The following is a 26,020-nucleotide window of genomic DNA, read 5'->3' on the forward strand; positions in this document are numbered from 1 at the left end:
CGCCGCAGGTCTTCATTGACGTGAATGCAGTACTCCGGGGGTCGCCTTTATCTGGATACCAACATTGATCCCTGCAGTCGACTGCATTGGCCGCGTACGACGCACACGTAAAGACGATGGCAGCCAATGGACAGATGCGTAAAGCCGCAGTGTTTACGGGATTCGCCATTGGGGGGCCGGGTATTTCGCGATCAATGAAGCCGGTCGCGTCGAAGTTCGTCCGAACGGCCCGAGCAGCTCGCCTATCGACCTGTTCGAACAAGTCGACCAACTGCGCAAAAGCGGTTTGTCCTTGCCGTTGCTGGTCCGTTTCCCCGACATTCTGCAAGACCGCGTTCGCCAGTTGACCGGTGCCTTCGATGCGAACATCGAGCGCCTGGAATACCAGAGCAAGTACACCGCGCTGTACCCGATCAAGGTCAACCAGCAAGAAGCGGTGATCGAGAACATCATCGCCACCCAGGACGTGTCCATCGGTCTGGAAGCCGGCTCCAAGCCTGAGCTGCTGGCCGTGCTGGCACTGGCGCCGAAGGGCGGCACCATCGTCTGCAACGGTTACAAGGACCGCGAGTTCATTCGTCTGGCGCTGATGGGTCAGAAGCTTGGCCACAACGTGTTCATCGTCATCGAGAAAGAATCCGAAGTCGCTCTGGTGATCGAAGAAGCTGCCTCGCTGAAGGTCAAGCCACAGGTCGGCCTGCGCGTGCGTCTGTCGTCGCTGGCGTCGTCGAAGTGGGCGGACACCGGTGGCGAGAAATCCAAATTCGGTCTGTCGGCGGCGCAATTGCTGTCGGTGGTCGAGCGCTTCCGCGCGGCTGGCCTGGATCAAGGCATTCGCCTGCTGCACTTCCACATGGGTTCGCAGATTGCCAACCTCGCTGACTATCAGCACGGCTTCAAGGAAGCGATCCGTTACTACGGCGAGCTGCGCAACCTCGGTCTGCCGGTCGATCACATCGACGTTGGCGGCGGTCTGGGTGTCGACTACGACGGCACGCACTCGCGCAACGCCAGCTCGATCAACTACGACATGGACGATTACGCCGGTGTCGTGGTCGGCATGCTCAAGGAATTCTGCGACGCGCAGGCCCTGCCGCATCCGCACATCTTCTCCGAGAGCGGCCGCTCGCTGACCGCGCACCACGCGATGCTGGTGGTGCAGGTGACCGACGTCGAGAAGCACAACGACGAAATCCCGCAGATCGAAAACAAGGAAGCGCTGCCGGAAACCGTGCAGTGGCTGGTTGACCTGCTCGGCCCGACCGACATCGAAATGGTCACCGAAACCTACTGGCGCGCCACGCACTACATGAGCGACGTGGCGGCGCAGTACGCCGACGGCAAACTGACCCTGGCGGAAAAAGCCCTGGCCGAGCAGTGCTACTTCGCGGTGTGCCGTCGCCTGCACAACTCGCTGAAAGCCCGTCAGCGTTCGCACCGCCAAGTGCTCGACGAGCTCAACGACAAGCTGGCCGACAAGTACATCTGCAACTTCTCGGTATTCCAGAGCCTGCCGGACACCTGGGCAATCGACCAGGTGCTGCCAATCATCCCGCTGCACCGTCTCGACGAAGAGCCGCTGCGCCGCGCGGTGCTGCAGGATCTGACCTGCGACTCCGACGGCAAGATCAACCAGTACGTCGACGAGCAGAGCATCGAAACCAGCCTGCCGGTACACGGTTTGAATGAAGGCGAAGATTATCTGCTGGGCGTATTCCTCGTGGGCGCCTATCAGGAAATCCTCGGCGACATGCACAACCTGTTCGGTGACACCGACTCGGTGAACATCTACCAGAACGCCGATGGCAGCGTGTACCACGCCGGCATCGAGACCCACGACACCATCGAAGACATGCTGCGCTACGTGCACTTGTCGCCGGAAGAACTGATGACTCACTATCGCGACAAGTGCGCCAGTGCCCGCATCAGTGCCAGCGAGCGCACGCAGTTTCTCGATGCCTTGCGTCTGGGCCTGACCCGTTCCTCCTACCTGTCTTCCTGACGGCAGGTTGTCGTTTCACCGGGTTGTCCGAAGTTTTCCCCGCTAGCCGCGGAAAATTCGGAAGACCCGGTGGGACAAATCCCAAGTTCTGCGTGAAATCCTTGGCTATCGCTGCGAGCAAAGTCATCCGGTCTGCTTTTCGCGTAGGTCATTTCCTAAGTTGTACTTCGGCACTCTACTCGGCCATGCCTCTCGGCGAGAATCCCCGGCCGCCCCTCCTGTAGAGATCCGCCAATGTTCGATCCATTCAACGAGTCGTTGTTTCGTCTCGATGTAGCGGGTCTGTCCGACCCTCTCGAAGTTCTGGCCTTTACCGGTAACGAAGCGCTCAGTGAGCCGTTTGCGTTCGAGATCGATGTGTTGATCGACGACCCGCAACTGGACCTTGCCGGCTTGCTGTACCGATCGGCGTTTCTCTGTTTCGGCGCGTTGGGGGAGGGTGTGCACGGGCAGTTGCAAAGCCTTGTCCAGCACGAATACGGCCGTGCTTCGAGATTGTGCCGAGTGCGTCTGGGACCGAAGTTGAGCTGCCTGGGCCTGCGCTTCAGTCAACGCATTTTCAATGGCCGGTCGGTGCCGCAGATCCTTGATCAAGTGCTCAGGGAGCATGGGATCATTGGCGCACAGCGGCGCTTCGAGTGCCATCATGAGCATGCTGTCCGAACTTTCTGCACCCAGTATCACGAGTCGGATCAGCAATTGCTCCAACGCTTGTGCCAGCAGGCGCACATTCACTATTACTTCGAACATCGTCACGACGGGCATTGCCTGGTGTTTAGCGATGATCCGACGCAACTGCCGCAAGCCGTCGCAGCAGTGTTCTGCGCCGAAGGTGACGGGCAAAAAACGCCGCTTGCGGTGCACCAATGGCGTTTGCAGAACCAACGTCAGGGCCGGGCCAACAGCGCGCAGGCGACGCGCACGGCTGAAGGCCAAAGCGAGTTGGCGCGATTGCGCAGCGGCCGATGGCTGACTTTGAGCGGCCATCCGGTTGCTGAATGCAATCGGCGCTGGTTGTTGAATCGAATCGAACATCACGCCGATCAGCTTCAGGTACCGGCCTACAGCAACCGGATCTTTGCGGTGGAGCAGGCTTGGGTCGCTGCACCGTCGACGGTCGCTGTGCATCCGCGCATGCACAGTCTGCAACGGGCCTGGGTGGTGGCCGTCGATGAACCGCGTCCTGATCGGCTGCGCCCGGTGGCGGTGCAGTTCGACTGGTCGTACCAGGGCGAAGGTGCCGCCGACAGCCATTGCTGGCTGCCTTTGGCGCCAGCGCTGACCGAGGCGCCGTTGAATGCCCTGGTAGAGGGCGTCGAAGTAGTGGTGAGTTTCTTCGAAGGTGATCCGGATCAACCCATGATCACGGGAGTCCTGCAAGTCGCAGCGACGTCAGTCGTAGACAAGCCCTCGCCATTACCGCCGCCAATCCGGCTGAATGACGGGCTGCAACGCCTGCTGCTATCGGCCGAACCCTTGACGTTGCTGTGCCTGATGCCTGGCGGCGGTAGCTTCGTGCATTGTTCGCAGTCGGTGTGTACCTGTCGCCTGGTCACATCCCTTGAACAGAGCGGCGGACGATGAGCGGTGTAGCGCCCGGCGCCATTGCGCAGTGGTTGTTGCTCGACAGTGTCGATGCGCCGCGGGCATTGACCACGCTGCGAGCGGGCTTCGCTGGGGTGCAGTGTTTCTGGCTGTTCGACGGCACCGAGTTTCAATCCGTTCGTGAGCAAGGACCACTGTTGGTCAGCCTGCAGGGTTGCCCGGCATTGGCCGCGTTGTGTCACAGCGACCCTCAGACCTGGCGCGGCTTGCTGCTCGAAAGCGCAGCACCGGTGGCCCCTTTGCTCGGCCATTTGCGCCGCATGCTCACCGTTTCATTTGGCCTGAGCCATCGGGCCTTGCTGGGCTTTTACAACTGCCAGACCGCCAGCTACTTTTTCGATGCCTGCGATGCCCGGGAGTTGAGCCGCTGGCTCGGGCCGATTCTGCAGGTGCGCTGGTTCGGTGGAACCTGGGCGGATCGGGGTATCGGTTGTGAGGGCTGGCAACAGTTACGCAACCCTCGCCTGACCGTTGCAAGCCTGGAAATCGAGGAGGCGCTGAGCCAGCGCCAGCGCGAGCGCCTGCAGACTTGCCTGCTGGAGCAACATATCTGGCGCTGGAGTCAATCCATGCGTGTCGCCTATGCGCAGTTGTGGTTGCATGCCCAGCAAGGCATGGCGCTGGGATTTACCGAGCGTGCAGTGCTCGATGGCTGGTTGTGGCTACGCTTGCAGCATCCGCGTGCAGTGTTGGTGCCGCTGCCGGGAGGGCTGACGCAACAGGAGCGGCTCGACCATTTGCGTCGACACTGGCAGAACGACAAAACCTGAGGGTGAGCCTCCATGAGCGGTGCTTTGAGACATTGGTTCGGTGCAACCTGGTTGGGTGCTACATGGTTCAGTCTAGTCAGCAGCGCCTTGCTGATGCTGAGCCTCGGCGGCTGTTCACCGGTGAAAGTCCTCAATGCCCTGACGCCGGACAACACCTTCAGCCGCACGACGGGCATCGCCTATGGGGCTGATCCACGGCACAAGCTCGACGTCTACGTACCACGTCAGCCGCTCGCCGATGCCCCGGTGGTGGTGTTTTTCTACGGAGGCAGCTGGAACAGTGGCGACCGCAGTGACTACACCTTCGTCGGCGAAGCGTTGGCCTCGCGGGGGATTGTTGCTGTGGTAGCGGATTATCGCCTGTACCCGCAGGTGCGCTATCCGCGGTTTCTGGAAGATGGCGCGCAGGCGGTGGCGTGGACCAGGGCGCATATCCGCGAGTATTCCGGCAACCCGCAACGCTTGTATTTGCTCGGTCACAGTTCTGGCGGATACAACGCGGCGATGCTCGCCCTCGATGCGGATTTTCTCGCGGCGGTGGGCATGTCGCCCAACGATCTGCGCGGCTGGATCGGGCTGGCTGGGCCTTACGATTTCCTGCCAATCGAAAATCCTGAAGTGCGCCCGGTATTTTTCTGGCCGGATTCGCCGCCTCAATCGCAGCCGATCAACCACGTCAGTCGCGGCGCACCGCCGGCCTTGCTGATGGCGGCGACTGAGGATGATCTGGTCGACCCGACACGCAACACCGGCGGTCTGGCGCGCAAGTTGCGCGAGGCCGGGGTGCCGGTGCAGGACTTGTATTACTCGCGGCCCAGCCATGTGACGCTGATTGCGACGTTATCGCGGCCGCTGCGGCGATTGGCGCCGGTGCTCGATCAAATCGTCGGTTTCATCCAGCACACGCCCACTCAGTGAACGCCGCCGGTGAACCAACCGTCATTGCGCTTGAGCCACCAGGCCATCGCCCCGAGCGTAAGGCTGCGCAGCACCATGAACAGCAGAAACGACAGCCACAGACCGTGATTGCCCAAACCTTGCAGCGCCCAGGCGAACGGCAGCAGCAGGGCAACGGTGAGGAGCATGCCGTTGCGCATTTCCCGGGCGCGGGTGGCACCGATGAACAGACCGTCGAGCAAATAACTCCACACTGCAATCAATGGCAGCACAGCCAGATAGGGCAGGTAGATAAACGCCGTGTCGCGGACGCTCTGGATATTGGTCTGCATCTCGATGAACAGGTGCCCGGCCAGGAGAAACAACGCAGCAAAACCGAGGCTTGCGATCATTGACCAGCCGCCGGCCACCACCAGCGAACGGCGCAGGGCCAGACGATCACGCGCGCCGATGGCATGGCCGCACAGCGCCTCCACGGCATGAGCAAGACCGTCCAGTGCATGGGCGGTGAGCAGCAGGCCGTTGAGCAGCAGTGCGTTGGCCGCGACCGTCGCATCGCCGAGTCGGGCGCCCTGTACGGTGATCATGAAAAACACCGATTGCAGTGCCAGGCTGCGGATAAAAATGTCGCGGTTGACCGCCAGCAACGGCCGCCAGCTCTGCCAGACTTTCAATGCAGCCCAGACGATGTGCCCCGGATACGCGCGCAGTGCCTTGCGGGTCAACAGCAGACCGAGAAGGGCGCCGCTCCACTCGGCAATCACCGAGGCGCGGGCCGAACCGACCACGCCCCAGTCCAGGCCGATGACGAACCACAGATTGAGGGCGATGTTGATCAGGTTGGTGGTCAGCAGAATCGCCAGCGGTGCCCGGGCGTTTTGCGTGCCGAGGAACCAGCCGACCAATGCGTAACTGGCCAGCGCTGCCGGCAGACCGAACAGCCGCGTGTGGAAAAAATCGCGGGTGAGCTGATCGAGTTCCGCCGACGGCTGCATGAAGTGCAGCGCGATCCCGCTCAACGGTACGCCGAGCGTGCCCAGCACCAGCGCCAGGCCCATCGCCAGCAGCAGCCCTTGCAAGAGAATCTGCCGCAACGCCGCACCATCGCTGCGCCCGGCCGCTTGCGCGGCAAAGCCGGTGGTGCCCATGCGCAGAAACCCCATGGCCCAGGCGAGAAAGGTGTACAGGCTGGCGCCAACCGCCACCGCTCCCAATTGATGGGCGTGGGGCAAATGGCCGATGACGGTGCTGTCGACCAGCGCCACCAGCGGCACGGAAATATTGGAAAGAATCATCGGCGCGGCCAGCGCCCAGACCTTGCGGTGAGTCGGGCGGTCGCGCCAGTCGGCGATCAGAGTGGACATGCGGGCTCCTTGGGGAGCGGCATTGTAGCGGAAGAAGCCACCCTCATCGGAACGCCGCCCGCCCAGCCCTCTCTCGGAGGGAGAGGGAACCGATCTCTGGCGTTTTCAAAACCTGAATTCGACTCGGTATCGCAAGTCGGCGTATTTCTGCAGAACAACCCGGTCAGTCCCCTCTCCCTCCGGGAGAGGGTTAGGGTGAGGGGCTCTTCAAAGGCCTAATGAATAATCCAGCTAAGCAGCCACAATCCCAGCAACAACCAGATGATCCCGGCAATGATCGAGGCATTCATGAACGCGCGAATCGCCGACCACAGCAGCATCAGCCCGACGATCAGCGCGATGATGCTGATGATCGACGTGTCCATGCCCAGCGTCTTCGCCAGCCCGTCGACGAAGTTGCCGCCGGCATTGCTCAAAATATTGAAAAGCCCACTGAGCCCGTCGACGATAAAGCGGATGATCGAACCGAGCGCCTGGCCGAGCCATTCGAAAAAGCTTTCTACCTGCATGTGTTCATCCTGATGAAAGAGCTGAGCCTTGGGCCACAACGCAGGTGGCCGAGTTCCCTGTCACGAGTATGGCCCATGCTGCGCCGAACGGAAAACCGGTAGGAGCTGCCGCAGGCTGCGATCTTTTGATGGTGTTTTTCAAAACCAAGGTCAAAAGATCGCAGCCTGCGGCAGCTCCTACATGGGCCTTGCCTTCAGGGCGCATCCCCCCGAAGCTATACGCCTCCAGGAGAACCCGATGAACCTTGTTGAACTGACCGAACGCCTGCACGCCATCCGCGACCGCAATGACTGGCGGCAATTTCACAGCCCGAAAAACCTCGCCATGGCCGCCAGCGTCGAGATGTCCGAACTGGTGGAAATCTTCCAGTGGCTGAGCGAAGACCAGTCGCGCCAGTTGCCCGCGGACAAGCTCGCCCACGCCGGGCAGGAAGTCGGCGATATCGTCCTGTATCTGTTGCTGCTGTGCAGCGAATTGGGGTTGGACATGAATGAAGTGGTGCGCAGCAAGCTCGCCGACAGCGAACGGCGGTTCAGCTGATGAGCGACCGGCATTTCGATCAGTTGGCGACCCGTTTCGCCGAAAAAATCTACGGTGGCGCCAAGGGTGCGATACGCCTCGCGGTGTTGCAGGCTGACCTTGCCGAAACCCTGCCGGATCGCCCGTTGCGGGTGCTCGACATCGGCGGTGGTCTCGGCCACATGTCGCTGTGGCTGGCCGAACGTGGCCACGAAGTGACCTTCACCGAACCGGCGCAACCGATGCTCGAAGGCGCCCGCCAGCGATTCGCCGAAGCCGGGCAGACCGCGACCTTCATTCAGGCGCCGTGGCAGGAATTGCTCGGGCAACTCACCGAACCTTACGATCTGGTGATCTGCCACGCCGTGCTCGAATGGCTCGCCGAACCCCACGCGATCCTGCCGGTGCTGCATCAACTGACCAAGCCCGGCGGCTGGCTGTCGCTGGCGTTCTACAACCGCGACGCGCTGATCTACCGCAACCTGCTCAAAGGCCATTTCAAGAAAATGCGCAAGAACCACATGGCCGGTGAAAAGCAGAGCCTGACCCCGCAACAGCCCCTCGATCCTCGGGAATTGGCAACGCAACTCGAAGGGTTGTGGCAGGTCGAAACCCAGAGTGGCATCCGGGTTTTCCACGACTACATGCCGGTGGAGTTTCAGGCCCGTGCCGAACTCGTCGATTTGCTCGAGATGGAGCTCGCTCACCGTCGCCACCCAAGCTTCGCCGGGCTTGGGCGTTACTTGCACTGGATCTGCCGGCCGGTCTGATCGGAGCACGAAATGAAAGCTCAATCCGGGTTATTGCTGATCTGTCTGGGGTTGGCCGCCTGCCAGGGCAGCAATCCTTACGTGGCGCAGTCGCGGCCCTTGCCGCCGGCACCGCCGCAAGCCGCCAAGACCTTTGATCGCAGCGCCTACCCGGCGCCGCCGCGCGATTATGGGCGTTACCGCAGTTGGGCCTGGCTCAACGGGCAACTGCCGCCGGGCACCGCGTGGGCCGATTCGGCGCAGGTGGCCGAAGCCGTGAGCAATGCGCTGGATCAGCGCGGCCTGCGTCCGCTGCATGACAATCGTCCGGCCGACCTGTTGGTCAGCGCTCGTCTGAGTCTGCAAACCCGTTTGCGCCAGGTCCAGGACGATTATGGCTACTACGGCGGCGGATACGGCGGCTATGATCGTTATGGACGCGGTTACGGCATGTACAACACGATGCCGGTGGTGCGCACGTACTCGGAACAGGTTGTCGTGGTTCAGGTCGATCTGTTCGACGCCGGCACCGGCCAACCGGTGTGGAGTGCCAGCGCTGAAACCGGCGCCAAGGGCAATCAGATCGATGGCACGGATGCGATTCGCGAGGCTGTGGAAAAAGCCATGTCGGCGTATCCTCCCAGTTAGCTTTGTGCAAATGAGAAGCTCCAGCAGGTTCATGTCTTCCACCGGAGAAAAACCATGTTCCGCCGTCTCGTTCTACTGACCATGGCCGCGCTGCTCAGCGCCTGTGCCGCCAACCAGGTCAATCATGACTTCGATGCCAGTCGCGACTTTGCCGCTTATCGCAGCTGGAGCTGGAAAGACCCCGCGTTGCAATATCGCCCCGATGATCCACGGATCAAAAGTGATCTGACCGAACAACGCATCCGTCAGGCCGTTACCGATCAACTCGATCAGCGTGGCTTGCGGCCTGCCGCTGCCGGCGCCAAGGGTGACTTGAGCGTGCAGACTTACCTGATCGTCGAGGATCGTCAGCAGCAAGTGACGACCAATTACGGCGGCGGTTGGGGCGGCCCGTGGAACGGCTACTGGGGCGCGCCGATGTACAACGAAACGCGCAACATCACCTACAAGGTCGCGACCATCCAGATCGACCTGCTCGACGGCAAGGACGGCAAACTGGTGTGGCGTGGCAGCGATGAACAGATGCTCGCCAGCAAACCGAACCCGGAAGATCGCAGCAATGCCATCCGCGAGACGGTCGCCCGCATTCTCACCAACTATCCACCGCGCTGAAAATTAAAAAAACGGGGAGCCACTGAGCTCCCCCGTTTTATTGGCTTGCACAGATCCCTGTAGGAGTGAGCCTGCTCGCGATGGCGGTGTGTCAGGCGAATCAGCGCGGCATGACGCACCGCTATCGCGAGCAGGCTCACTCCTATAGTTATCCAAGGTGAGCCCCAGGATTGTGAGTAAATGGCGCGTTGCCAGCAGCTTCACTGAGCCCGTCTACACTCATCTGCACCAATGGAGGTAACGGCAAAGGAGTGCGCCATGTCGCCTCGCTCGCATTTCAACGGCCCGGCCCGGCAGCACGGGGCGATCGGCCTGATGGCGGCGCTGACCCTCGGTCTTGCGCTGGTGTGCATGGTGCTGGTGGTCGACAGCGGTCGCCTGTACATGGAGCAACGCCGCTTGCAGCGGGTGGTCGATGTCGCCGCGCTCGAGGCCGTTTCGCGTAGCGGTGATTGCCTGACCGGGCTCAGCGCGGCGGCTTATGCCACCGCCAGTGCGGCGCGCAACGGTTTTACCGTGGCACCGGACACGACCCTCACCGTGACCTGTGGCACCGTGCAACCCGGCGCAAACAATCTGCGCGCCTTCACGATGGATGCGAGCAAAAAAGCGGCAATCAGCGTCGTCGCCACACGCGTGGTGCCCACCAGTGTGGCTGCCGCTCTGTATGCGCTGTTCCAGCCGGGCAGGGTGTCGCCAACGACACGTCTGCATGCAACGGCGGTCGGCACTTCGGCCATTTTGCCGCCGCTGGCGCAACTGACCATTGGCACTACCGCACTGACGGTCGACGCGAGCAAGTCGGCGGCGTTGAATGCGCTGTGGGGCGGTTTGCTCGGGGGCAGCCTCAACCTCAGCGTTGGCGGTTGGCAAGGCCTCGTCGATACCAATATCAGTCTGCTCGGTTACCTGAACCAACTGGCACTCGATCTGCACGTGGACGCCGGCAACTACACGCAGGTGTTGAGCCAGAGCATCCAGGTCAACCAACTGCTCGACACCGCCATCACCGTATTGACCAAGGGCGGCACCACCACCAGTGTCGCGGTCAGTGGACTGGTCGGATTGAAAGCCATCGTCGGCAACACTTCGGTGGTGCTCGGGCAATTGCTGCAACTGCAGACCGGTGCGACATCGGCCGCACTCAATGCCAATCTGCAAGTGTTCCAGTTGCTCGAAGCCGTGGTGCAACTGGCCAACAGTCAGAACGCCCTGACGGCCACGGTGCCGCTGAGTATTCCGGGGCTGGTCAACGGCTCGGTGAAAGTCAAAGTCATCCAGCCGCCGCAATTGTCGGCAGTGGGCAATCCGGCGCTGGCCAAGGCCGACCCGATGGGCGCCAATCGTATCTACGTGAAAACCGCGCAGGTACGCACGTTGATCTCACTGAATCTGCCGCTGCTGTCCGGTGTTGCCGGCCTCGCCAGCGCCATCGTCAGTACGCCGCTGGTGGGTGGCTTGACCGATACCCTCAACAACCTGCTGCACCTGAACATCGCCGGTACGCTGAACTCGTTGTTCTGCACCTTGGGCGGCACTTGTCAGCGTACCCATCTGCAGATTCTGCCCACCTCTACCATCGACATCCTGCTCGAGGCCGCCGCTGCCGACAGCCATGTCACCGATTTCAACTGCGTCAGCGACGCCACGAAAAGCCTGACCACCCAGACCAACTCCTCATTGGTCAAGCTCAAGGTCGGCAAGATCGACGCCGCCAATGCCTTTTCCTCTTCGGCCGATGTCACCGTGCAGCCGCTGGCATTGATCGATGTTGGCGTCATCACCTGCACCATTCCTTTACTCGGGCTGGGCTCGGCGACGTGTGATCAGAGCACGCGCAAAGCGTTTTATGGCGGCGGTCTGGGGGTGAAGGTTGATACCTCGGTGGCGAGCATGCAAAACATTCACACCTACAATCAGCCACCGGAAATCAAGCAAACGCCAATGACCTACAGCTTCGGCACACAAAGCGTGGTCAACAGTTTGAAAGGCACATTGAGCGGGGTTCAGGTGCAGGCCTACAAACCCACCGGTTCGAGTTTGCTGGGCGGTTTGCTCACCACCACGGCAGACGTGCTGGCGGGCGTCAACAACACGCTCGGCGTGGTCATCGACAACCTGCTCAGCCCGGTACTCGACCCGATTCTCGATGGCTTGCTGGCCAACCTCGGCATCACCCTGAACAAGGTTGACGTCGGTGCCAACCTCAGTTGCAAGCCACCAGGGCAACCGATGCTGGCGATCTAATCGGGCAGCGCAATCGGTAGCTCGATACAAAACTGCGCGCCCTCATCGCCGTTGCGCACGCTCAGGCGACCGCCCATGTTTTCGACAATGCCATAACTCACCGACAAGCCCAGACCGGTGCCGACGCCGACCGGTTTTGTGGTGAAAAAAGGCTCGAATATCCGCTCCAGCAAACGTGGATCGATACCACCGCCGTTGTCCTCGACCCATAGCCGCACCACGTGTTCGTCGCACTCGGCGTGCAACGCAATCCACGGCTGAAAGTCGCGGTTGGCTTCGCGCTTGCCGAGCAACGCGTCGCGGGCGTTGACCATCAGGTTGATCAGTACTTGTTCGAGCTGATCGACGTAGCCGCGCACCTGAACCTGGAAGTCCGCTTCCTTGATCCGCAACTCCACGCCTTTGCCGCGCAAGCCTTCCGACAGCAGCGACAGCGTGCCTTCGATCGCCTCCAGTGGATTGAACGGCTGTTGTTCGATTTCCGAACGCCGCCCGAACACGCGCATGTGATCCACCACCCGCGCTGCGCGTTGCACCTGCGCATCGATGCGTTTGAGTTTGTCGGTCAGGTAGTCGATCTGCACATCACCGTTGCTCAGGCGCTTGAGCACATTGACGATGGCCATGCGCATCACGTTCAGCGGCTGGTTGATCTCATGGGCAAGCCCCGTGGCCATTTCGCCGAGGGTGGCCATTTTTGCGCTTTGCGTCAGTTGCTGCTGCGAGCGCCGCACTTCGGTGTTGTCGCGGCCCACCGCTTGCACCTCGACCAGCGTGCCGTGCTCATCGAACACCCCGCGATCCGACCAGACCCACCACGCGTGTTCGCGACCCGGCAGGCGCAGGCTGATTTCAGCTGTACTCACCGGCAGTTCCGGGGTCAGTTGCGCCAGGCGCTGCACGAAGGCTTCGCGCTGTTCATCGGACATCCAGCTGCCCAGGTTCACCCCGGGCAATTGCTCGGATGCGCACTCCAGATACATCGCCAGTGGCCGGTTGCCGAACGTCAGGGTCAAGTCCGGACGATAACGGCAAATCATTGCTGGCGAGTCTTCCACCAGAATCCGGTAACGCTCTTCACTGACCTTGATCTGTTCGGCGGCGAGAGTGGCTTCGGTGACGTCCAGCCACAGACCGACGGCCTCCACCGGCAAGCCGAGATCGTCGCGCAGCAATTTGGCCTCATCGAGCAGCCAGTGCGCATTGCCCTGACGGTCGAGCACCCGATAGCGTGCGCTCACCGAACCTTCGCGCAGCAATTGCCGGTTACGCTCGAAATAGCGCGGACGGTCTTCCGGGTGCACGTGTTCAACCAGTCGACCGTCGTCACAATCGACGAGACTCCAGCCTAAAAGCGCTTGCAGACTGGCGCTGAAAAAACTCGGTTGCAGCGCGCCTGCCACGTAGCGCTGTACGTAGATCACCGCCGGTGAACTGGCGATCAGGTTGTCCAGCCGCGCATGGGCGGCGGCGGCCTGTTGCTGTTGGTTCTTGATGTCGCTGATGTCGAGCATGAACCCTACCAGTCGACGCTGGGCACCGATGCCCAAAGACTGGCCTTGCAGGCGATACCATAATGGCAACGGTTGCCCGGCGGTTTGCCAGCGCACGCACACTTCCAGAGGCGCTCCGTTATCCTGCAACGCTTGCAGGCGACTGCGCAGCTCATCGCGGTCGGCGGGATGCACCTGATTGAACCAGTCCTGAATCGGCAACTGCGTTGTCATCAAGCCGAGACTGTGCGCCAGTGTCGGTGCCAATTGCACTTGGTTGCTGTCGCTGAACACTTCCCACCAACCGGTGCCAAGCAGCGCTTGCAGGGTGTCCAGGCGTTCCAGTTGCTGTTGATGACGATGCTCGCGCAGCCGTTCCAGTAACGGCGCGGCCACGGCGGCGGCGAGTAGAAGCCAGTCATGATCACTGAGGTCGGGCGCCTGTTGCTGCACGTTGTAGTCGGCGCACAACAGCCAGGCAGCCACACCCTGAGCGTCGCGATAGGGCACGGCAAAACCTTCGTTCAAACCGAAAATGGCACTCAGGCGCGGCCGCTCGCTGCTCAGCAAACGCTGGGGGGACGCACCGTCGAGGCTGTCGAGCGCGGTGCCCAGAGGCTGCTGTTCACGCCACAGGCAGGGCGCGTTCAATGCCGCGTAGTGCTGATGAATCTGCCAGCCAAGGCCTTGCTCATCGAGCAGCGCCACGGCCAGACACGGGATATGCAAGTGTTGACTGAGCCGTTGCAATTGCTCGCCCAGCGCATCAGGCAGACGTGCAAGGCTGCAAAGGCGTAACTGATCGCGAATCTGCGTGGCGAGCAACTGCGATTGTTCGCGGCTGCGCGCCTGGCGTCGCTCACCGAGCAAGTCGCCGATGTCGAGCAGTTGCAGCAGCCAGCCGCCGTCCTGCGCCTGCACCCAACCGCGCAAGTGCAGAGGCGGCCCGGCCTGGCTGAAAAAATCGAGATCGAGCATCTGGCCTTGCCAGTCGGCCGGTTGGCCTTCGACGCTCAGGCTGCTGTGCGGCAGCAAATACGTCAGCAGATGCGCGGGTTGCGCACTCGACAGCTGCGCGGCCAACACATGGCGCAACGGCCCGCTCAGATGATTGACGTAGCCGTCGCCATCCAGATACAGCTGCAGGCCGACGCTTTGCACTACCGCCGTTTGCTGAGTCGGGGAAACGCCGAGAGGTCGATTGAGCAGGCGGCCGAACAGCTTGTCACCGGAACTCAAAATTGCAGGCTCGACGAGGCGCGCAATGTCGCGGGCAGACGCGGCACCGTGCCGACACCGGGCAGCACCAGAAACGGCAGCGCCTGATTCAATTTGCTCGTGGGGTAATTGATGGTCACCGTCAGCACGCCGCCGGTATAGGTGATGGTGCTGTCAGTGGCGGCATTGAAATTCAGCGCGGCGGGCAACCAGGCCAATTGCCTGCCGAGTTCGGTGCGCGCGGTCGTGGTAATGACGGTCGAATAATTCGCCGAGGCAGGATCCAGCGCCACGCTGCGGCGCACGGCTTCGGCGGTGGACTCGTTGAATGATTGCATCAACAACAGCGGCAAGCTGTAGCTGACCAAGCCATAAAACACGGCGAAAAAGATCACGAACACCAAGGCGAATTCGATGGCGACAGCGCCTTTTTGTTTACGGGGGAGGCCGGATTTCATGAGTGCGTCTACCCTGACATTCACTACGTAATATCAGCATAGAATCATTCAGCCAAAACGGACGTTTTTTACCGCATGCACTGCTTTGTCGTTCTGATCTGGCTGACGCTATGCGCGGCGCAGGATGCTCGTCAGCGGCATATCGCCAACGTGCTGACCTTGGGTGTCGGTGGGTTGGCGGCGGTGTATCTGCTGGTCACTGGCCACACTTGGCTGGGGGCCGAAGCGGTGCAGGGTGGCTGGGCGTTTTTACTGGCGCTGTTGTTGACGCTGCCCGGTTACTGGCTGAAGCGTTTCGGCGCCGGTGATGTGAAACTAATGACAGCTTTGGGCCTTGCGACGGACGGTCATCACCTGCTCGGTGCATTCATCGGCGCGGCACTTGTCAGCGCCTTGTGGATCGTAGTGGTGCCAAAACTCTGGCTGCATATGAGTCAACGGCTTAGGGAATGTCTTCGATATCTAGCCCCTGGAAAGTCAAAAAAGCTGCCATTTGCACCGTTCGTGCTGATGGGGACGATCCTGACGTTAATCTGGATCCATTAGTCGCCCCATGCCACTAGTCCTATGTACATAGTCGGAAAGTGGGTCTACTTTCAAATCAGCGTTATTACAGGAACGGTCAGCCTTTGGCCTGGGCATGGAGTGGCAAGTGAACAAGCTTACGTCTGCTGTGAAAGTTCTGGTCGTCGACGATCAGCCGTTGATCGTTGAAGAGCTCTGCGAATTCATCGAGAGCAGCGGCTACCGTTGCGTGCCATGCGAATCGAGCCAACAGGCGATCGAGCAATTCAGCCAGGATCCGGCCATCGGTCTGGTGCTGTGCGACCTGCACATGCCCGACATGGATGGCATCCAGCTCGTCCAGGAACTGCAACGGCTGGCAGGCAAACAGCGGATGTTCGAAGCCATCATGCTGACCGGGCGTGCCGACAAGCAGGATGTGATCAAAGCGTTGCGTGCCGGGATCGCCGACTACTACCAGAAACCGGTGGATCTGGACGAACTGCTTGAAGGGCTGCGCCGCCAGGAAGTGGTATTGGCGGAGCGTCAGAAAACCCTGCAACTCGGCCACCTGAATCAGAAGCTGCAATACCTCTCCGAGTCGATCGACGATCTTTATCAGGACCTCGACAAAGTCCGCCGTGGTCCCGCACCAGCCGGTGAAGAAGCGCAAGGCGAGGGCGAAGGTGTGGAGATCCCGGCGATCTTCAATCAGCTGTCGCCACGCCAGCTCGACGTTGCACGGTTGGTGGGCAAAGGCCAGACCAACTATCAGATCGCCTGTGAACTGGGGATTACCGAGAACACAGTCAAACTCTATGTCTCGCAAGTGCTGCGCCTGACTCACATGCATAACCGCACCCAACTGGCCCTGGCGTTATCGCCAAGCAACTCGGGCATGCGTCAACGGGTGACTGCGCACTGAACTCCATTGACCCCGGCCACCACCGGGGTGCAAAACCTCAACCGCTGTGAGCCTTGGACTTGGGAAACAGGTTGTCGAGGGTTTCCAGCAATCGCACGTGATAGATCGGCTTGCGGAACAGGTCCAGCACCTGCAGGCGCAACATATCGCTGACATCCTCCATATCGGCATGCCCGGACGTCACGATCACAGGCAGATGCTGACGCGAAGTATGTTCACGCAGGCGCTTGATCAGCGACATGCCGCTTTCTTCCGGCATGCGCAGATCGGTAATCACCAGGGCGATATCGGGATGGCGAGTCAGGTGGTGCAAGGCAAGTTTCACCGACGTTGCGGTATGACAGGTGAAGCCTTCGCCCTCCAGTAACTCCGCCAGCTCCAGCAGTGCGTCCTCCTCATCGTCGACGAGGAGCAACTGCTGGCGAGGAGTGTGTGGAGAGTTCATAGGCAACACCTGCAATGGACTGAGTGCTGACGTTAGAACCCAATGGCCGCATTGACAAGTAACCGGGGCGATCAGGGAGTCGGTGTGAGTGCAGTCTGGATAGCCGTCAGAACCGCGGTGACCTGGGTGCCGATGCCGTTACCGAAGGCTGCAATCACCAGCGCGACAAGACCGACGACCAGCGCATATTCAATGGCTGATGCGCCTTCGGTGTCTTTGGCCAGGCCTTTGAAGAAAGCAATCTCGGCTTTGAATTTTTTAACCATTTGGGAATACGACATGAGGATTCTCCTTGAGCACGCCAGGTGTTGCGCGTTCGCAACATGATTTCCCTGTGCCAGCATCAGCATTGTCGGCATTCCCCGGCCCTACAACTGTAAGAACGAATTAACCCGAAAGTATTAGTTGGCGCAATTACACTAAAAAACCATGTTTGGCGCTTTAGCCTCCTACTTTCGTTGGATATTTCATCGCTGTTAATGGCGTTTTGTTCGCGCTGGACTACCGTCAAATAGCGAAATAGTTACTTGTTCATAGCTGCCTGATTGCGAATTTATCTCGTTGGAAGTTTACGGGTCATTGCATAAGAAAGAACGCGCAGCGGGAAAGGGAGAGCCGTCATGAACAGTCGCGTCACGCTGGGTCTGGCCGGATTGTTTTTGCTGGGCGCCATCATTGCCGGGTATTGGGGGCTGACCTTGAGCCGCCAGCCGGCCGTCGAACCGGTCGCAGCACCCGTCGCCGTCACCCAGGACGTAACGCCTGCGGTGCCTGCGCAACCTGTTGAAGATCCGACCCGTCAACCCGTGGTGGTATTGCTGCGCGACATTGCGCCGTTCGTGAAAATCACCGCAGCCGATGTCACCGTGGAAAAACTGCGCACCGCGCCCGCTGGCAGCCTGAGCACTGTCGAACAAGTCATTGGCCGCACGCCGTGGCGGCCGTTGAGCGCCGGCAGTTGGCTGAATGAAGAAAGCTTTGCACCGGGCAGCCAACTGGCGCGAATGATCCGGCCCGGTGAACGCGCACTGGCGGTGTCTGTGGATGAAGTGATCAGCGTCGGCGGGCAAGTGGCGCCGGGCGATTACGTCGATGTGCTGCTGTTTCTGCGCAAGGACGAAAACAATCCACAGGCCTCGGCGCAATTGGTGGTGCCGGCGGTGCGCGTGCTCGGTGTCGGCAGCCAGATGGGCCTGACCAACGATGGTCAATCCGCCAGCCCCGCGCGCAGTGACGATGAACGACTCAAGCAGGAACAACAGCGCATGGCAGCGCGCAGCGTGGTGCTGGCGGTGCCGGAAGCGTTGCTCAGCCGTTTGATGCTGGCATCGGGTGCCGGTGCCTTGCGCCTGGCGGTACGCAGCGCCGATGAGCAACAACTGGCGAAATACTGGGCCGGCGAAAACGATGTCGCCACGCAACTCGACACGCCGCGTCGCGCGTTGCTCGAGTTCAGCCAGTTATCACTTGCGCCCGCGCCCAAACCACTTGCCGTAGCCGGGCAACCGACGGCGCGCAAACCGACCGTGGAAGTTATCCGTGGTGCCGAAAACGCTCAACCCACTCCCTGATTCGAGCAAGGACGCCTTTACATGCGCAAATGCTTCACGCCCCTGTTCAACGGCTTGCTCCGGGCCTCGCTGCTGAGCGTTGCTTCGATCGGCACTGCCGTCGCCGCTGCCGGCAATTGCGCCGCGCTAGGCCCTTTGCCGGCGGCCCTGGAAGTCGGCGAAGGTCTGCAACAGGCACTGCAATCGCCGGTGGCGATCACCCGCGTGGCGGTGGGCGACCCGAAAATTGCCGACGTGCGCGTGACCGGCGATCAAGGCGTATTGCTCACCGGTGTCGCCCCCGGCGCCACCACGTTGATGATCTGGACGGCCTGCACCAACGCACCGCGTCAGAGCATGGTGTTTGTGCAGGGCAAGGCCAGTGCGGCAATGACGGTCTCGTTGCCTGCCACGGACGATCCGACGTTGCCTTCGCAGGTGCAGACCGACATTCGCTTTGTCGAAGTCAGTCGCACCAAATTGAAGGAGGCCGGCACGCAGATCTTCGGCAAGGGCTCGAATAACTTTCTCTTCGGTGCTCCGGGTACGGTGCCCGGCACGGGCGTAACGCCCGGCGTTGTGCCTTTGCGCAACATCGACCCGCGCATCGCCGTGCCGAGCATCCCGTTGGTTAACGACGCGTTCAACATTGTCTGGGGCGGTGGCAGCAGCAAATTCCTCGGCATCGTCAATGCGCTGGAAGGCAGTGGTTTCGCCTACACCCTGGCGCGGCCGAGCCTGGTGGCGTTGAGCGGGCAGAGCGCGAGCTTCCTCGCCGGTGGCGAAATTCCGATTCCGGTACCGAGCGCCAACAGCAACAGCTACTCCATCGAGTACAAGGAATTCGGCATTCGTCTGACCCTGACGCCGACCGTCGTCGGCCGTGATCGCATCGCCCTCAAGGTCGCGCCGGAAGTCAGCGAGCTGGACTACAACAATGGCGTGACCATCGGCGGCACCACCGTGCCGGCGTTTACCATCCGCCGCACCGACACCAGCATTTCGCTGGCCGATGGCGAAAGCTTCGTGATCAGCGGTTTGATCAGCACACAGAATGCTTCCCAGGTGAACAAGTTTCCCGGCCTGGGCGACATCCCGATCATTGGTGCGTTTTTCCGCAACTCGTCGATCAACCGCGAAGAGCGCGAACTGCTGATGATCGTCACGCCGCACCTGGTGCAGCCGCTGGCCGCCAACGCGCCGTTGCCGTCGCTGCCGGGTGAAAAACTGCGTAACTACGACCCGAACTGGTATCGCCTGTACTTCCTTGAAAACGGCAACTTCGATAAACGCAGCGGGTTATCGCAATGAGCCAGAGCCTGAGTCAGACCTTCCTCGCCATCACCCGTAACGACACCGATCTTGAGTGGTTGCAAGGTGCGCTCGCGCCGCTCGGTCAGGTGGTCAGCGCCGGAGGCGGCAGCCTTGACGAGTTGCTCGCGCTGGTTGACGTGACCTTCGCCAGCCTGGTGTTCGTCGGGCTGGATCGCGATCATCTGGTCGCGCAAAGCGCGTTGATCGAAGGCGTGCTCGAAGCCAAACCGATGCTCGCCATCGTCGCCCTCGGCGACGGCATGGACAATCAACTGGTGCTCAACGCGATGCGCGCCGGTGCGCGGGATTTCGTCGCTTACGGTTCGCGTTCCAGTGAGGTGGCGGGTCTGGTGCGGCGTTTGAGCAAACGCCTGCCGGCCGTCACGCCGAATACCCAACTCGGTGGTCTGACTGTGCTTTATGGCGTGCAAAGCAACGCTGACGGCGCACTGTTGGCCAACCACATGGCGCTGGTGGTGCAGAAGAGCGGGCAGCAGACGTTGCTACTCGATCTGGGTTTGCCGCGCGGCGACAGCCTGGCCTTGCTTGGCCTGGAAAGCTCGTTCCATTTCGGCGATGCGTTGCGCCACTTGCGGCGTCTCGATGCAACCCTGATCGACAGCGCGTTCACCAGTGCCGAAGCGGGCCTGCGCATCCTCGCTTACGCCAGCTCCGACGAGCCGCTGGAGCGCACCAGCGCCGCCGAGTTGTACATGTTGCTCAGCGCCTTGCGCCAACATTTCCAGCACATCGTCGTCAACCTCACCGGCCAGCCCGACAGCGAAGCGCTGCGCACGTTCGTCAGCCATTGCGACAAGCTGCTCTGGTACACCGATCAGAACGTGCTCGACTGCCGGCGCAACCTTGCCGTGCTCAATTTGTGGCGTGAGAAGGGCATGAAGCTTGATCATGGCCGATTGCTGATCGACCGCTATCTGCGCAACGTCGCACCGGATTCCGACACCCTCGGCAAGACCTTCGGCCTGGAGGTGATTGCCGTGCTCGCCTACAGCCCGGAGATTCGCCTCAACGCGAAAAACCAAGGCGTGACCCTGTTCGAACTGGCCCCGCGCGAAGCCATCAGCCAAAGCCTGCGCACCCTCGGCGAACGCCTGGCAAAACGTTCCGAAGGCCTGGCCAAACCCAAGGCTAACTGGTTCAACCGCTTGCGAGGCACCTCATGAGCAGCGAACAACTGTTCGGTGGCCCGCAGCGCCACGCGAGCGGCAACACCGACCACGATGGCCTGAAACTGGTGTTGCATCGCTACATCATCGACGCCATCGAAGAGTCCGGGAAAAACCTGCTGGAAGGCTCGCGGCAGGTGCTCTCGCAGTTCGTCATCGACAAAGTCGCCGAATACATCGCGCGCCTGCACCTGGCGATTTCCCGTTATGAAATGGAGCGTCTGGCCGAAGAAATCGTCGATGAGCTGACCGGTTTCGGCCCGCTCGAAGTGCTGCTGCGCGACAGCGCCGTGACCGAGATTCTGGTCAACGGCCCGCACCGGGTGTTTATCGAACGCGATGGCGTGCTGCACTTGAGTGATCTGCGCTTTATCGATGCGCACCACGTCGAGCGGGTCATGCAGCGCATTCTCGCGCCACTGGGGCGACGTCTCGACGAATCGTCGCCGATGGTCGATGCACGCCTGCCGGATGGCAGCCGGGTCAACGCGATCATCCCGCCGATCGCCCTCGACGGGCCGTGCCTGTCGATCCGCAAATTTCGCAAGGACATGCTCAAAAGCACCGACCTGATGGCGATGCAAACCATTGATCAGGCGATCTACGACTTCATCGAAGAAGCGGTGGGCAAGCGCTGCAACATCCTTATCAGCGGCGGTACTGGTACCGGCAAGACCACGCTGCTGAACATTCTCAGCCAGTTGATCAATCCGCATGAGCGGCTGGTGACCATCGAAGACGTCGCCGAATTGCAGCTCGGCCACCCACACGTCGTGCGCCTGGAAACCCGTCCGCCGAATGCCGAGGGCCACGGCGAAGTGAAGGCCAGCGACCTGATCCGCAACGCCCTGCGCATGCGCCCCGACCGCATCATCCTCGGTGAGATTCGCGGCGTCGAAGTGGTCGATGTGCTGACCGCGATGAACACCGGCCACGACGGTTCGATGAGCACCGTGCACGCCAACAACGCGCAAGACGCCTTGCTGCGCCTGGAAACCCTGGTCGGCCTGACCGGCCGCACCATCGCCGAACGCACGTTGCGGCAGATGATCTGTGCTGCCCTTGATGTGGTGATTCAACTGACGCGCATGCCCGACGGACGCCGCTGCGTCAGCGAAGTAGTGGAAGTGGTCGGCGTACGCGAGGACGTCTACGTCACCAACACGTTGTTCCGCCTCGACCGGCGCACCGGCTTCGGTTTCCTGCGCGAAGCGGTCAACCCGGCGGGCGACAAGCTGCGTCGCGAATCGACGCTTGCGCACTGAGGGCCACGGCATGCTCAAACCGCTGCTGCTGATCGTGATTTGCCTGACGCTGCTGGGGTTGTCACTGCGTCTGTTCTACAACGGCTGGCGTCAGGGCGGGACCGAGCGCGTGATCGATCGGTTGAATCAAGGACAACCGCAACTGGCGGTGGAAGCGCCGCGCTGGGTCGGCCTTGAACGGGCGTTTTTACGTGCCGGCCTCGGTCGGCCGACGGATCGAATCGGCCTGTGGATGCTGTTGTGGGCGTTCGGCGTGCTGACCGGTTTCGCCCTCGCCGGGGTGATCGGTTTGTTGGTGTTGCTCGTTGTCCCGCCGCTGGCTTTGCGCCTGTTTGTCAGTTGGCGCTATCAACGTCGGCTGCGGCGGATGATCGAACAATTGCCGCAACTGCTCGATTACACCGTGCGCAGTTTGAAGTCCGGACGCACCCTCGCCGATGCCGTACTGGGCGGCATCGAGACCAGCGAAGATCCATTGAAAAATGCCATGGGCCGGGTGCAGCGCAACGTGCAGTTGGGCGTGAGTCTGCCGGATGCGGTGTCGGATCTGGCCGAGCTGTACGAACGTGATGAATTTCGCCTGTTCGCCCTCGGCCTCAAGGTCAATCACCGTTACGGCGGCAACGCCAGCGAGCTGCTGGAGAACCTGATCAAGATGATTCGCGAGCGCGATCAGGCCTCGCGTCAGTTACGGGCGATGACCGGCGAAACCCGCCTCACCGCGTGGGTCCTGGGTTTGCTGCCGATTGCCATGGCCGGGTATTTCCTGATGGCCAATCCGATCTATCTGGTCGCCATGTGGCATGACCCCTCCGGGCAGCGGATGCTGGCCACGGCGTTCGGCATGCAGGTGATCGGCAGTCTGTTGCTCTGGCGGATGTTGCGCAGCCTATGACCACGCCCTTGATGATCAGCGCGCTGTTACTGCTCGGCGCTGCCGCGTTGCTCCTGACCAGTCTGCTGGAGCAGCGTCGGCGGGCGCGGCAGATCAGTCGTCGACTGGAGGGCGACCTGATCCGCGAGAACCGTTTCGGCAACCTGTTGCAAGTGCTCGGCGACAGCAAGGTCGGTCAGCACAGCGTCAAACTCGACAATGAAACCCAGTCGCTTCTCAACCGCCTCGGCTGGCGCAGTGCGCGTCAGCGTTCGCTTTTCGCAGCCTGTCAGATCGGCTCGCCACTGTTGCTGCTGGCGCTGACGCTGCTGCTGCAATCGGTGTTTTTTCCTGCTGTGGAAAAACAATGGATCGCGCCGTTGTTCGCCCTCGGCGTCGGCTATCTGTTGCCCAAACGTCTGCTGGTGATCGCCGTGACGCGTCGGCAAAAACAACTGGCCAGCGAGATCGGCACGTTCATTCCGCTGCTGCGCATTCTTTTCGAATCAGGCATGGCCGTGGAGCAGGCGTTGCGCGTGCTCAGTCATGAAGGTCAGGCACTGTTGCCAGTACTGACGTACGAATTGCGCCTGGTGCTGAGTCGCGTTGACTCCGGCCTGGAACTGGGCGAGGAGCTGAACAAGGCCACGCAGTTATTGGCGGTGGATGAGTTCACCGACACCTGCGTGATTCTTCAGCAGTTGCTGTATCAGGGCGGCGGCGCGATGAAGTCGTTGCTGGCGCTCAAGCAACTGCTTGATGACCGGCGCCTGACGCGCCTGCAGGAATACATCTCCAAGATGTCCGCAAAAATGTCCGTCGTGATGATGCTGTTTCTCTTCCCGGCGTTATTGATTGTCCTGGCCGGCCCGGGCTTCACTGCCCTGGCGAAGGCGTTGGGAGCCTAGAGGGATCGTGATGAAAGCAATGATTGCAGGTGCCTGTTTTCTGCTGCTCGGAGGTTGTGCCAACACCGGGCAAACGCCGTGGGATGCGCTGACCAATTCCGCCAGTTGTGCCAAGTTGAGCTCCGATCAACAACTGTCGCTGAACCTGGCCGACGACATGGCCAACGACGGTAAACTGCACGCCAGCCTCGCCAACCTGCAAAGCCTGCCGGACAACATTGCCGACGTGCGTCTGCGCAAGGCCAAGGTCTATCGCTTGCTCGGGCGCAGCGAGGCCGAGCCGCTGTATCGCAGCCTGCTCGGTTCGTGTCTGGCGGCAGAAGCCGAGCACGGTTTGGGGCAACTCGCTGCGGCCAAATCCGATTACGGTCAGGCGCAGGCGCATTTGCAACGCGCCGCGCGGCTGGCACCTACCGACGAAAAAATCCGCAATGACCTTGGTGTGGTTTACCTCAATCAACTGCGCCTTGAAGATGCGCGCTTCGAGTTTCTCACCGCCATGGAGCTCAAGCAGAGTGATCAGTTGGCGGCGCTGAATCTGGTGACTCTGTTGTTGTATCAGGACGACTGGAGTCGTGCGGCTGAACTGGTTAGTCGTCTTGGCCTTAGCCCGGCGCAATTCAGCGAGGCGCAGGGGCGTGCGGAGAAACTCAAGCTGCCGAACCGGTCCACCGTTGCCGTTACGGCGATGCTCAAGTAGGGGGCGCGATGATGAAAGCTATCCTTGTCTGTCTTGGTTTGTTCGCTGTGCCGCTGATCAGCCATGCCATTGATGCGGGTCCGGCTTCGGCTCAGCAGCAGGAAACCGAGGGCTGGTTGCAATTGCAGGCGCGTAACAAGGTTGCTTCGCCGACCCTGCAGACGTTGACCCCGGCGGAACGGGAGTTGGTCATGCAGCGGTGGTTGAAAAGTTATCAGCATGAGATACCGGAGTTTTTTGATCAGGAGCAGGGGGGTAAGGTTGATAGTGGTTCGGGGGGTGGTGGTTGATTGCCTGTAGGAGCTGCCGAAGGCTGCGATCTTTGCTCTTTTTGTGGGGGAACCGAGTACATATCCGTTGCTGCGGTCACGGCCGCTCAGGGTTCCGCCCTTACGGCGGGTCACTTTTTCCAGACGCCCGGAATGCCGGCCCAGTCAAAAGTAACCAAAAAGGCTTGCTCCTACGTACGGCCCGCTCGCTAGAGCTCGGGGTTCCTTCGCTCCGGGATCGATCCGGGGGGCATCGCCTACGGTTTGCTTCGCTGCACCTCCTCTCGATGTGTTTGGCTGCGCCAAACGGTCGCTGCGCTCCCACCCCCGGATCAACCCCTCCACTCAGCCTTCGACGTCGCCCGTGGATCAAGATCAAAAGCGAGGCGAGCTGACACTCGGCCTATTGGCTGACTTCACTCAATCCCTGTGGGAGCTGGCTTGCCAGCGATGGCGGCCTGACAGCCGACCAATCTCCAACTGATGTACCCGATCCACCTGTAGGAGTGAGCCTGCTCGCGATGGCGCCTACCGGCCAACCCATTTCTTGCAGGCAGCATGCAATTCCTGTGGGAGCTGGCCTGCCAGAAATGCCACCCTGACACCCAACCGTTCTCCACTGATGTACACGGCGCTGGCGATTCAGCAAATCGTGAGGCTGGCCGAACTGGCAGTGAGCCGGGCACTCGACCGGATTGACCTGCAAACCTGAGCTACCCCTGTAGGAGCTGCCGAAGGCTGCGATCTTTGCTCTTTTTGAAGGGGGACCGAGTACATATCCGTTGCTGCGGTAACGGCCGCTCAGGGTTCCGCCCTTACGGCGGGTCACTTTTTCCAGACGCCGAAAAAGTAACCAAAAAGGCTTGCTCCTACGTACGGCCCGCTCGCTAGAGCTCGGGGTTCCTTCGCTCCGGGATCGATCCGGGGGGCATCGCCTACGGTTTGCTTCGCTGCACCTCCTCTCGATGTGTTTGGCTGCGCCAAACG

24 protein-coding genes and 1 pseudogene are annotated in these 26,020 nt (G+C 61.0%); 19 read left to right on the forward strand and 6 right to left on the reverse strand.

Annotated features, from left to right (window positions below; genetic code table 11):
- Positions 1 to 85 precede the first annotated feature (85 nt).
- From speA to ACIPIZ_RS27185, 4 genes and pseudogenes are all read left to right on the forward strand, one after another.
- Positions 86 to 2,002: pseudogene (speA, locus tag ACIPIZ_RS27170) on the forward strand (arginine decarboxylase).
- Positions 2,003 to 2,236: 234 nt separating this feature from the next.
- Positions 2,237 to 3,586, forward strand: coding sequence for a contractile injection system protein, VgrG/Pvc8 family (locus ACIPIZ_RS27175; RefSeq protein WP_401168514.1), 1,350 nt, complete (start codon positions 2,237 to 2,239; stop codon positions 3,584 to 3,586).
- Entirely contained in the window at positions 3,583 to 4,377 is a 795-nt protein-coding gene (locus tag ACIPIZ_RS27180) for a DUF4123 domain-containing protein (protein ID WP_064388786.1), read from the forward strand. Before ACIPIZ_RS27175 ends, ACIPIZ_RS27180 begins: the two co-directional genes overlap by 4 nt.
- A 93-nt stretch (positions 4,378 to 4,470) precedes the next feature.
- Positions 4,471 to 5,295, forward strand: coding sequence for an alpha/beta hydrolase (locus ACIPIZ_RS27185; protein WP_205895535.1), 825 nt, complete (start codon positions 4,471 to 4,473; stop codon positions 5,293 to 5,295).
- On the opposite strand, the gene ACIPIZ_RS27190 is transcribed toward ACIPIZ_RS27185, so the two are convergent.
- Together ACIPIZ_RS27190 and ACIPIZ_RS27195 are read right to left on the reverse strand one after the other, a co-directional pair.
- Positions 5,289 to 6,638 carry an MATE family efflux transporter gene (locus tag ACIPIZ_RS27190; RefSeq protein ID WP_105709461.1) on the reverse strand — a complete coding sequence of 450 codons (1,350 nt, stop codon included), beginning with the start codon at positions 6,636 to 6,638 and terminating at the stop codon, positions 5,289 to 5,291. The genes ACIPIZ_RS27185 and ACIPIZ_RS27190 overlap by 7 nt on opposite strands.
- Before the next feature lie 215 nt (positions 6,639 to 6,853).
- On the reverse strand, positions 6,854 to 7,147 hold the full coding sequence (locus tag ACIPIZ_RS27195) for a hypothetical protein (protein ID WP_064388791.1): 294 nt from the start codon (positions 7,145 to 7,147) through the stop codon (positions 6,854 to 6,856).
- Between the two features lie 238 nt (positions 7,148 to 7,385).
- Here ACIPIZ_RS27195 and ACIPIZ_RS27200 point away from each other — a divergent pair, with 238 nt between their 5' ends.
- The 5 genes from ACIPIZ_RS27200 to ACIPIZ_RS27220 all read left to right on the forward strand — a co-directional run bounded on the left by ACIPIZ_RS27200 (position 7,386) and on the right by ACIPIZ_RS27220 (position 11,923).
- Positions 7,386 to 7,688, forward strand: coding sequence for a MazG-like family protein (locus ACIPIZ_RS27200; RefSeq protein ID WP_017336358.1), 303 nt, complete (start codon positions 7,386 to 7,388; stop codon positions 7,686 to 7,688).
- Entirely contained in the window at positions 7,688 to 8,437 is a 750-nt protein-coding gene (locus ACIPIZ_RS27205) for a methyltransferase (protein WP_122855480.1), read from the forward strand. Before ACIPIZ_RS27200 ends, ACIPIZ_RS27205 begins: the two co-directional genes overlap by 1 nt.
- A gap of 12 nt (positions 8,438 to 8,449) precedes the next feature.
- Positions 8,450 to 9,064: a DUF4136 domain-containing protein gene (locus ACIPIZ_RS27210; protein WP_064388794.1), complete on the forward strand. Its 615-nt coding sequence runs from the start codon at positions 8,450 to 8,452 to the stop codon at positions 9,062 to 9,064.
- A 54-nt stretch (positions 9,065 to 9,118) separates the two neighbouring features.
- Positions 9,119 to 9,676 carry a DUF4136 domain-containing protein gene (locus ACIPIZ_RS27215; RefSeq protein ID WP_105709463.1) on the forward strand — a complete coding sequence of 186 codons (558 nt, stop codon included), beginning with the start codon at positions 9,119 to 9,121 and terminating at the stop codon, positions 9,674 to 9,676.
- Positions 9,677 to 9,934: 258 nt separating this feature from the next.
- The gene (locus tag ACIPIZ_RS27220) at positions 9,935 to 11,923 is read left to right on the forward strand and encodes a pilus assembly protein TadG-related protein (protein WP_401168521.1); all 1,989 of its coding nucleotides are present in this window, start codon (positions 9,935 to 9,937) and stop codon (positions 11,921 to 11,923) included.
- Here ACIPIZ_RS27220 and ACIPIZ_RS27225 read toward each other — a convergent pair.
- Positions 11,920 to 14,655, reverse strand: coding sequence for an ATP-binding protein (locus tag ACIPIZ_RS27225; RefSeq protein ID WP_122661023.1), 2,736 nt, complete (start codon positions 14,653 to 14,655; stop codon positions 11,920 to 11,922). The genes ACIPIZ_RS27220 and ACIPIZ_RS27225 overlap by 4 nt on opposite strands.
- On the reverse strand, positions 14,652 to 15,092 hold the full coding sequence (locus ACIPIZ_RS27230; protein WP_064388802.1) for a TadE/TadG family type IV pilus assembly protein: 441 nt from the start codon (positions 15,090 to 15,092) through the stop codon (positions 14,652 to 14,654). The genes ACIPIZ_RS27225 and ACIPIZ_RS27230 overlap by 4 nt, the downstream gene beginning before the upstream one ends.
- 75 nt (positions 15,093 to 15,167) lie before the next feature.
- On the opposite strand from ACIPIZ_RS27230, the gene ACIPIZ_RS27235 reads away from it, so the two are divergent.
- Both ACIPIZ_RS27235 and ACIPIZ_RS27240 read left to right on the forward strand, forming a co-directional pair.
- Positions 15,168 to 15,638 carry a prepilin peptidase gene (locus tag ACIPIZ_RS27235; protein ID WP_064388804.1) on the forward strand — a complete coding sequence of 157 codons (471 nt, stop codon included), beginning with the start codon at positions 15,168 to 15,170 and terminating at the stop codon, positions 15,636 to 15,638.
- Between the two features lie 106 nt (positions 15,639 to 15,744).
- The gene (locus ACIPIZ_RS27240) at positions 15,745 to 16,521 is read left to right on the forward strand and encodes a response regulator transcription factor (RefSeq protein ID WP_064388831.1); all 777 of its coding nucleotides are present in this window, start codon (positions 15,745 to 15,747) and stop codon (positions 16,519 to 16,521) included.
- A gap of 37 nt (positions 16,522 to 16,558) precedes the next feature.
- Here ACIPIZ_RS27240 and ACIPIZ_RS27245 read toward each other — a convergent pair whose 3' ends face one another.
- Both ACIPIZ_RS27245 and ACIPIZ_RS27250 read right to left on the reverse strand, forming a co-directional pair.
- Positions 16,559 to 16,966 (reverse strand): response regulator, encoded by a 408-nt coding sequence (locus tag ACIPIZ_RS27245; protein WP_064388807.1) that lies wholly within the window; start codon positions 16,964 to 16,966, stop codon positions 16,559 to 16,561.
- A gap of 71 nt (positions 16,967 to 17,037) precedes the next feature.
- Positions 17,038 to 17,247 (reverse strand): Flp family type IVb pilin, encoded by a 210-nt coding sequence (locus tag ACIPIZ_RS27250; RefSeq protein WP_064388809.1) that lies wholly within the window; start codon positions 17,245 to 17,247, stop codon positions 17,038 to 17,040.
- A gap of 339 nt (positions 17,248 to 17,586) precedes the next feature.
- On the opposite strand from ACIPIZ_RS27250, the gene cpaB reads away from it, so the two are divergent.
- The 8 genes from cpaB to ACIPIZ_RS27290 are packed head-to-tail and all read left to right on the forward strand — an operon-like array spanning position 17,587 to position 25,054.
- Positions 17,587 to 18,537 (forward strand): Flp pilus assembly protein CpaB, encoded by a 951-nt coding sequence (gene cpaB / locus ACIPIZ_RS27255; protein ID WP_122661022.1) that lies wholly within the window; start codon positions 17,587 to 17,589, stop codon positions 18,535 to 18,537.
- Positions 18,538 to 18,558: 21 nt separating this feature from the next.
- Positions 18,559 to 19,827 (forward strand): type II and III secretion system protein family protein, encoded by a 1,269-nt coding sequence (locus ACIPIZ_RS27260; RefSeq protein ID WP_401168527.1) that lies wholly within the window; start codon positions 18,559 to 18,561, stop codon positions 19,825 to 19,827.
- Positions 19,824 to 21,014, forward strand: a complete 1,191-nt coding sequence (locus ACIPIZ_RS27265; protein WP_064388814.1) for a pilus assembly protein — start codon at positions 19,824 to 19,826, stop codon at positions 21,012 to 21,014. The genes ACIPIZ_RS27260 and ACIPIZ_RS27265 overlap by 4 nt, the downstream gene beginning before the upstream one ends.
- Positions 21,011 to 22,282, forward strand: a complete 1,272-nt coding sequence (locus tag ACIPIZ_RS27270; RefSeq protein WP_064388815.1) for a CpaF family protein — start codon at positions 21,011 to 21,013, stop codon at positions 22,280 to 22,282. The genes ACIPIZ_RS27265 and ACIPIZ_RS27270 overlap by 4 nt, the downstream gene beginning before the upstream one ends.
- 10 nt (positions 22,283 to 22,292) lie before the next feature.
- Positions 22,293 to 23,177: a type II secretion system F family protein gene (locus ACIPIZ_RS27275; protein ID WP_150647841.1), complete on the forward strand. Its 885-nt coding sequence runs from the start codon at positions 22,293 to 22,295 to the stop codon at positions 23,175 to 23,177.
- Positions 23,174 to 24,064 (forward strand): type II secretion system F family protein, encoded by an 891-nt coding sequence (locus ACIPIZ_RS27280; RefSeq protein WP_064388817.1) that lies wholly within the window; start codon positions 23,174 to 23,176, stop codon positions 24,062 to 24,064. Before ACIPIZ_RS27275 ends, ACIPIZ_RS27280 begins: the two co-directional genes overlap by 4 nt.
- Before the next feature lie 10 nt (positions 24,065 to 24,074).
- Entirely contained in the window at positions 24,075 to 24,764 is a 690-nt protein-coding gene (locus tag ACIPIZ_RS27285) for a tetratricopeptide repeat protein (RefSeq protein ID WP_064388819.1), read from the forward strand.
- An 11-nt stretch (positions 24,765 to 24,775) separates the two neighbouring features.
- Entirely contained in the window at positions 24,776 to 25,054 is a 279-nt protein-coding gene (locus ACIPIZ_RS27290; protein ID WP_064388832.1) for a DUF3613 domain-containing protein, read from the forward strand.
- Positions 25,055 to 26,020 lie beyond the last annotated feature (966 nt).

The organism is Pseudomonas sp. NPDC087690, assembly GCF_044743175.1.
Lineage (GTDB): Bacteria > Pseudomonadota > Gammaproteobacteria > Pseudomonadales > Pseudomonadaceae > Aquipseudomonas.

Excerpts from the sequence above, each read along its gene's own strand:
- ACIPIZ_RS27250 (WP_064388809.1), bottom strand. The coding sequence starts at position 17,247 with ATGTCGTATTCCCAAATGGTTAAAAAATTCAAAGCCGAGATTGCTTTC.
- ACIPIZ_RS27290 (WP_064388832.1), top strand. The coding sequence starts at position 24,776 with ATGAAAGCTATCCTTGTCTGTCTTGGTTTGTTCGCTGTGCCGCTGATC.
- ACIPIZ_RS27210 (WP_064388794.1), top strand. The coding sequence starts at position 8,450 with ATGAAAGCTCAATCCGGGTTATTGCTGATCTGTCTGGGGTTGGCCGCC.
- ACIPIZ_RS27200 (WP_017336358.1), top strand. The coding sequence starts at position 7,386 with ATGAACCTTGTTGAACTGACCGAACGCCTGCACGCCATCCGCGACCGC.
- cpaB (WP_122661022.1), top strand. The coding sequence starts at position 17,587 with ATGAACAGTCGCGTCACGCTGGGTCTGGCCGGATTGTTTTTGCTGGGC.
- ACIPIZ_RS27215 (WP_105709463.1), top strand. The coding sequence starts at position 9,119 with ATGTTCCGCCGTCTCGTTCTACTGACCATGGCCGCGCTGCTCAGCGCC.
- ACIPIZ_RS27270 (WP_064388815.1), top strand. The coding sequence starts at position 21,011 with ATGAGCAGCGAACAACTGTTCGGTGGCCCGCAGCGCCACGCGAGCGGC.
- ACIPIZ_RS27235 (WP_064388804.1), top strand. The coding sequence starts at position 15,168 with ATGCACTGCTTTGTCGTTCTGATCTGGCTGACGCTATGCGCGGCGCAG.
- ACIPIZ_RS27285 (WP_064388819.1), top strand. The coding sequence starts at position 24,075 with ATGAAAGCAATGATTGCAGGTGCCTGTTTTCTGCTGCTCGGAGGTTGT.
- ACIPIZ_RS27180 (WP_064388786.1), top strand. The coding sequence starts at position 3,583 with ATGAGCGGTGTAGCGCCCGGCGCCATTGCGCAGTGGTTGTTGCTCGAC.
- ACIPIZ_RS27280 (WP_064388817.1), top strand. The coding sequence starts at position 23,174 with ATGACCACGCCCTTGATGATCAGCGCGCTGTTACTGCTCGGCGCTGCC.
- ACIPIZ_RS27195 (WP_064388791.1), bottom strand. The coding sequence starts at position 7,147 with ATGCAGGTAGAAAGCTTTTTCGAATGGCTCGGCCAGGCGCTCGGTTCG.
- ACIPIZ_RS27190 (WP_105709461.1), bottom strand. The coding sequence starts at position 6,638 with ATGTCCACTCTGATCGCCGACTGGCGCGACCGCCCGACTCACCGCAAG.
- ACIPIZ_RS27260 (WP_401168527.1), top strand. The coding sequence starts at position 18,559 with ATGCGCAAATGCTTCACGCCCCTGTTCAACGGCTTGCTCCGGGCCTCG.
- ACIPIZ_RS27230 (WP_064388802.1), bottom strand. The coding sequence starts at position 15,092 with ATGAAATCCGGCCTCCCCCGTAAACAAAAAGGCGCTGTCGCCATCGAA.
- ACIPIZ_RS27220 (WP_401168521.1), top strand. The coding sequence starts at position 9,935 with ATGTCGCCTCGCTCGCATTTCAACGGCCCGGCCCGGCAGCACGGGGCG.
- ACIPIZ_RS27245 (WP_064388807.1), bottom strand. The coding sequence starts at position 16,966 with ATGAACTCTCCACACACTCCTCGCCAGCAGTTGCTCCTCGTCGACGAT.
- ACIPIZ_RS27265 (WP_064388814.1), top strand. The coding sequence starts at position 19,824 with ATGAGCCAGAGCCTGAGTCAGACCTTCCTCGCCATCACCCGTAACGAC.
- ACIPIZ_RS27185 (WP_205895535.1), top strand. The coding sequence starts at position 4,471 with ATGCTGAGCCTCGGCGGCTGTTCACCGGTGAAAGTCCTCAATGCCCTG.
- ACIPIZ_RS27275 (WP_150647841.1), top strand. The coding sequence starts at position 22,293 with ATGCTCAAACCGCTGCTGCTGATCGTGATTTGCCTGACGCTGCTGGGG.
- ACIPIZ_RS27175 (WP_401168514.1), top strand. The coding sequence starts at position 2,237 with ATGTTCGATCCATTCAACGAGTCGTTGTTTCGTCTCGATGTAGCGGGT.
- ACIPIZ_RS27205 (WP_122855480.1), top strand. The coding sequence starts at position 7,688 with ATGAGCGACCGGCATTTCGATCAGTTGGCGACCCGTTTCGCCGAAAAA.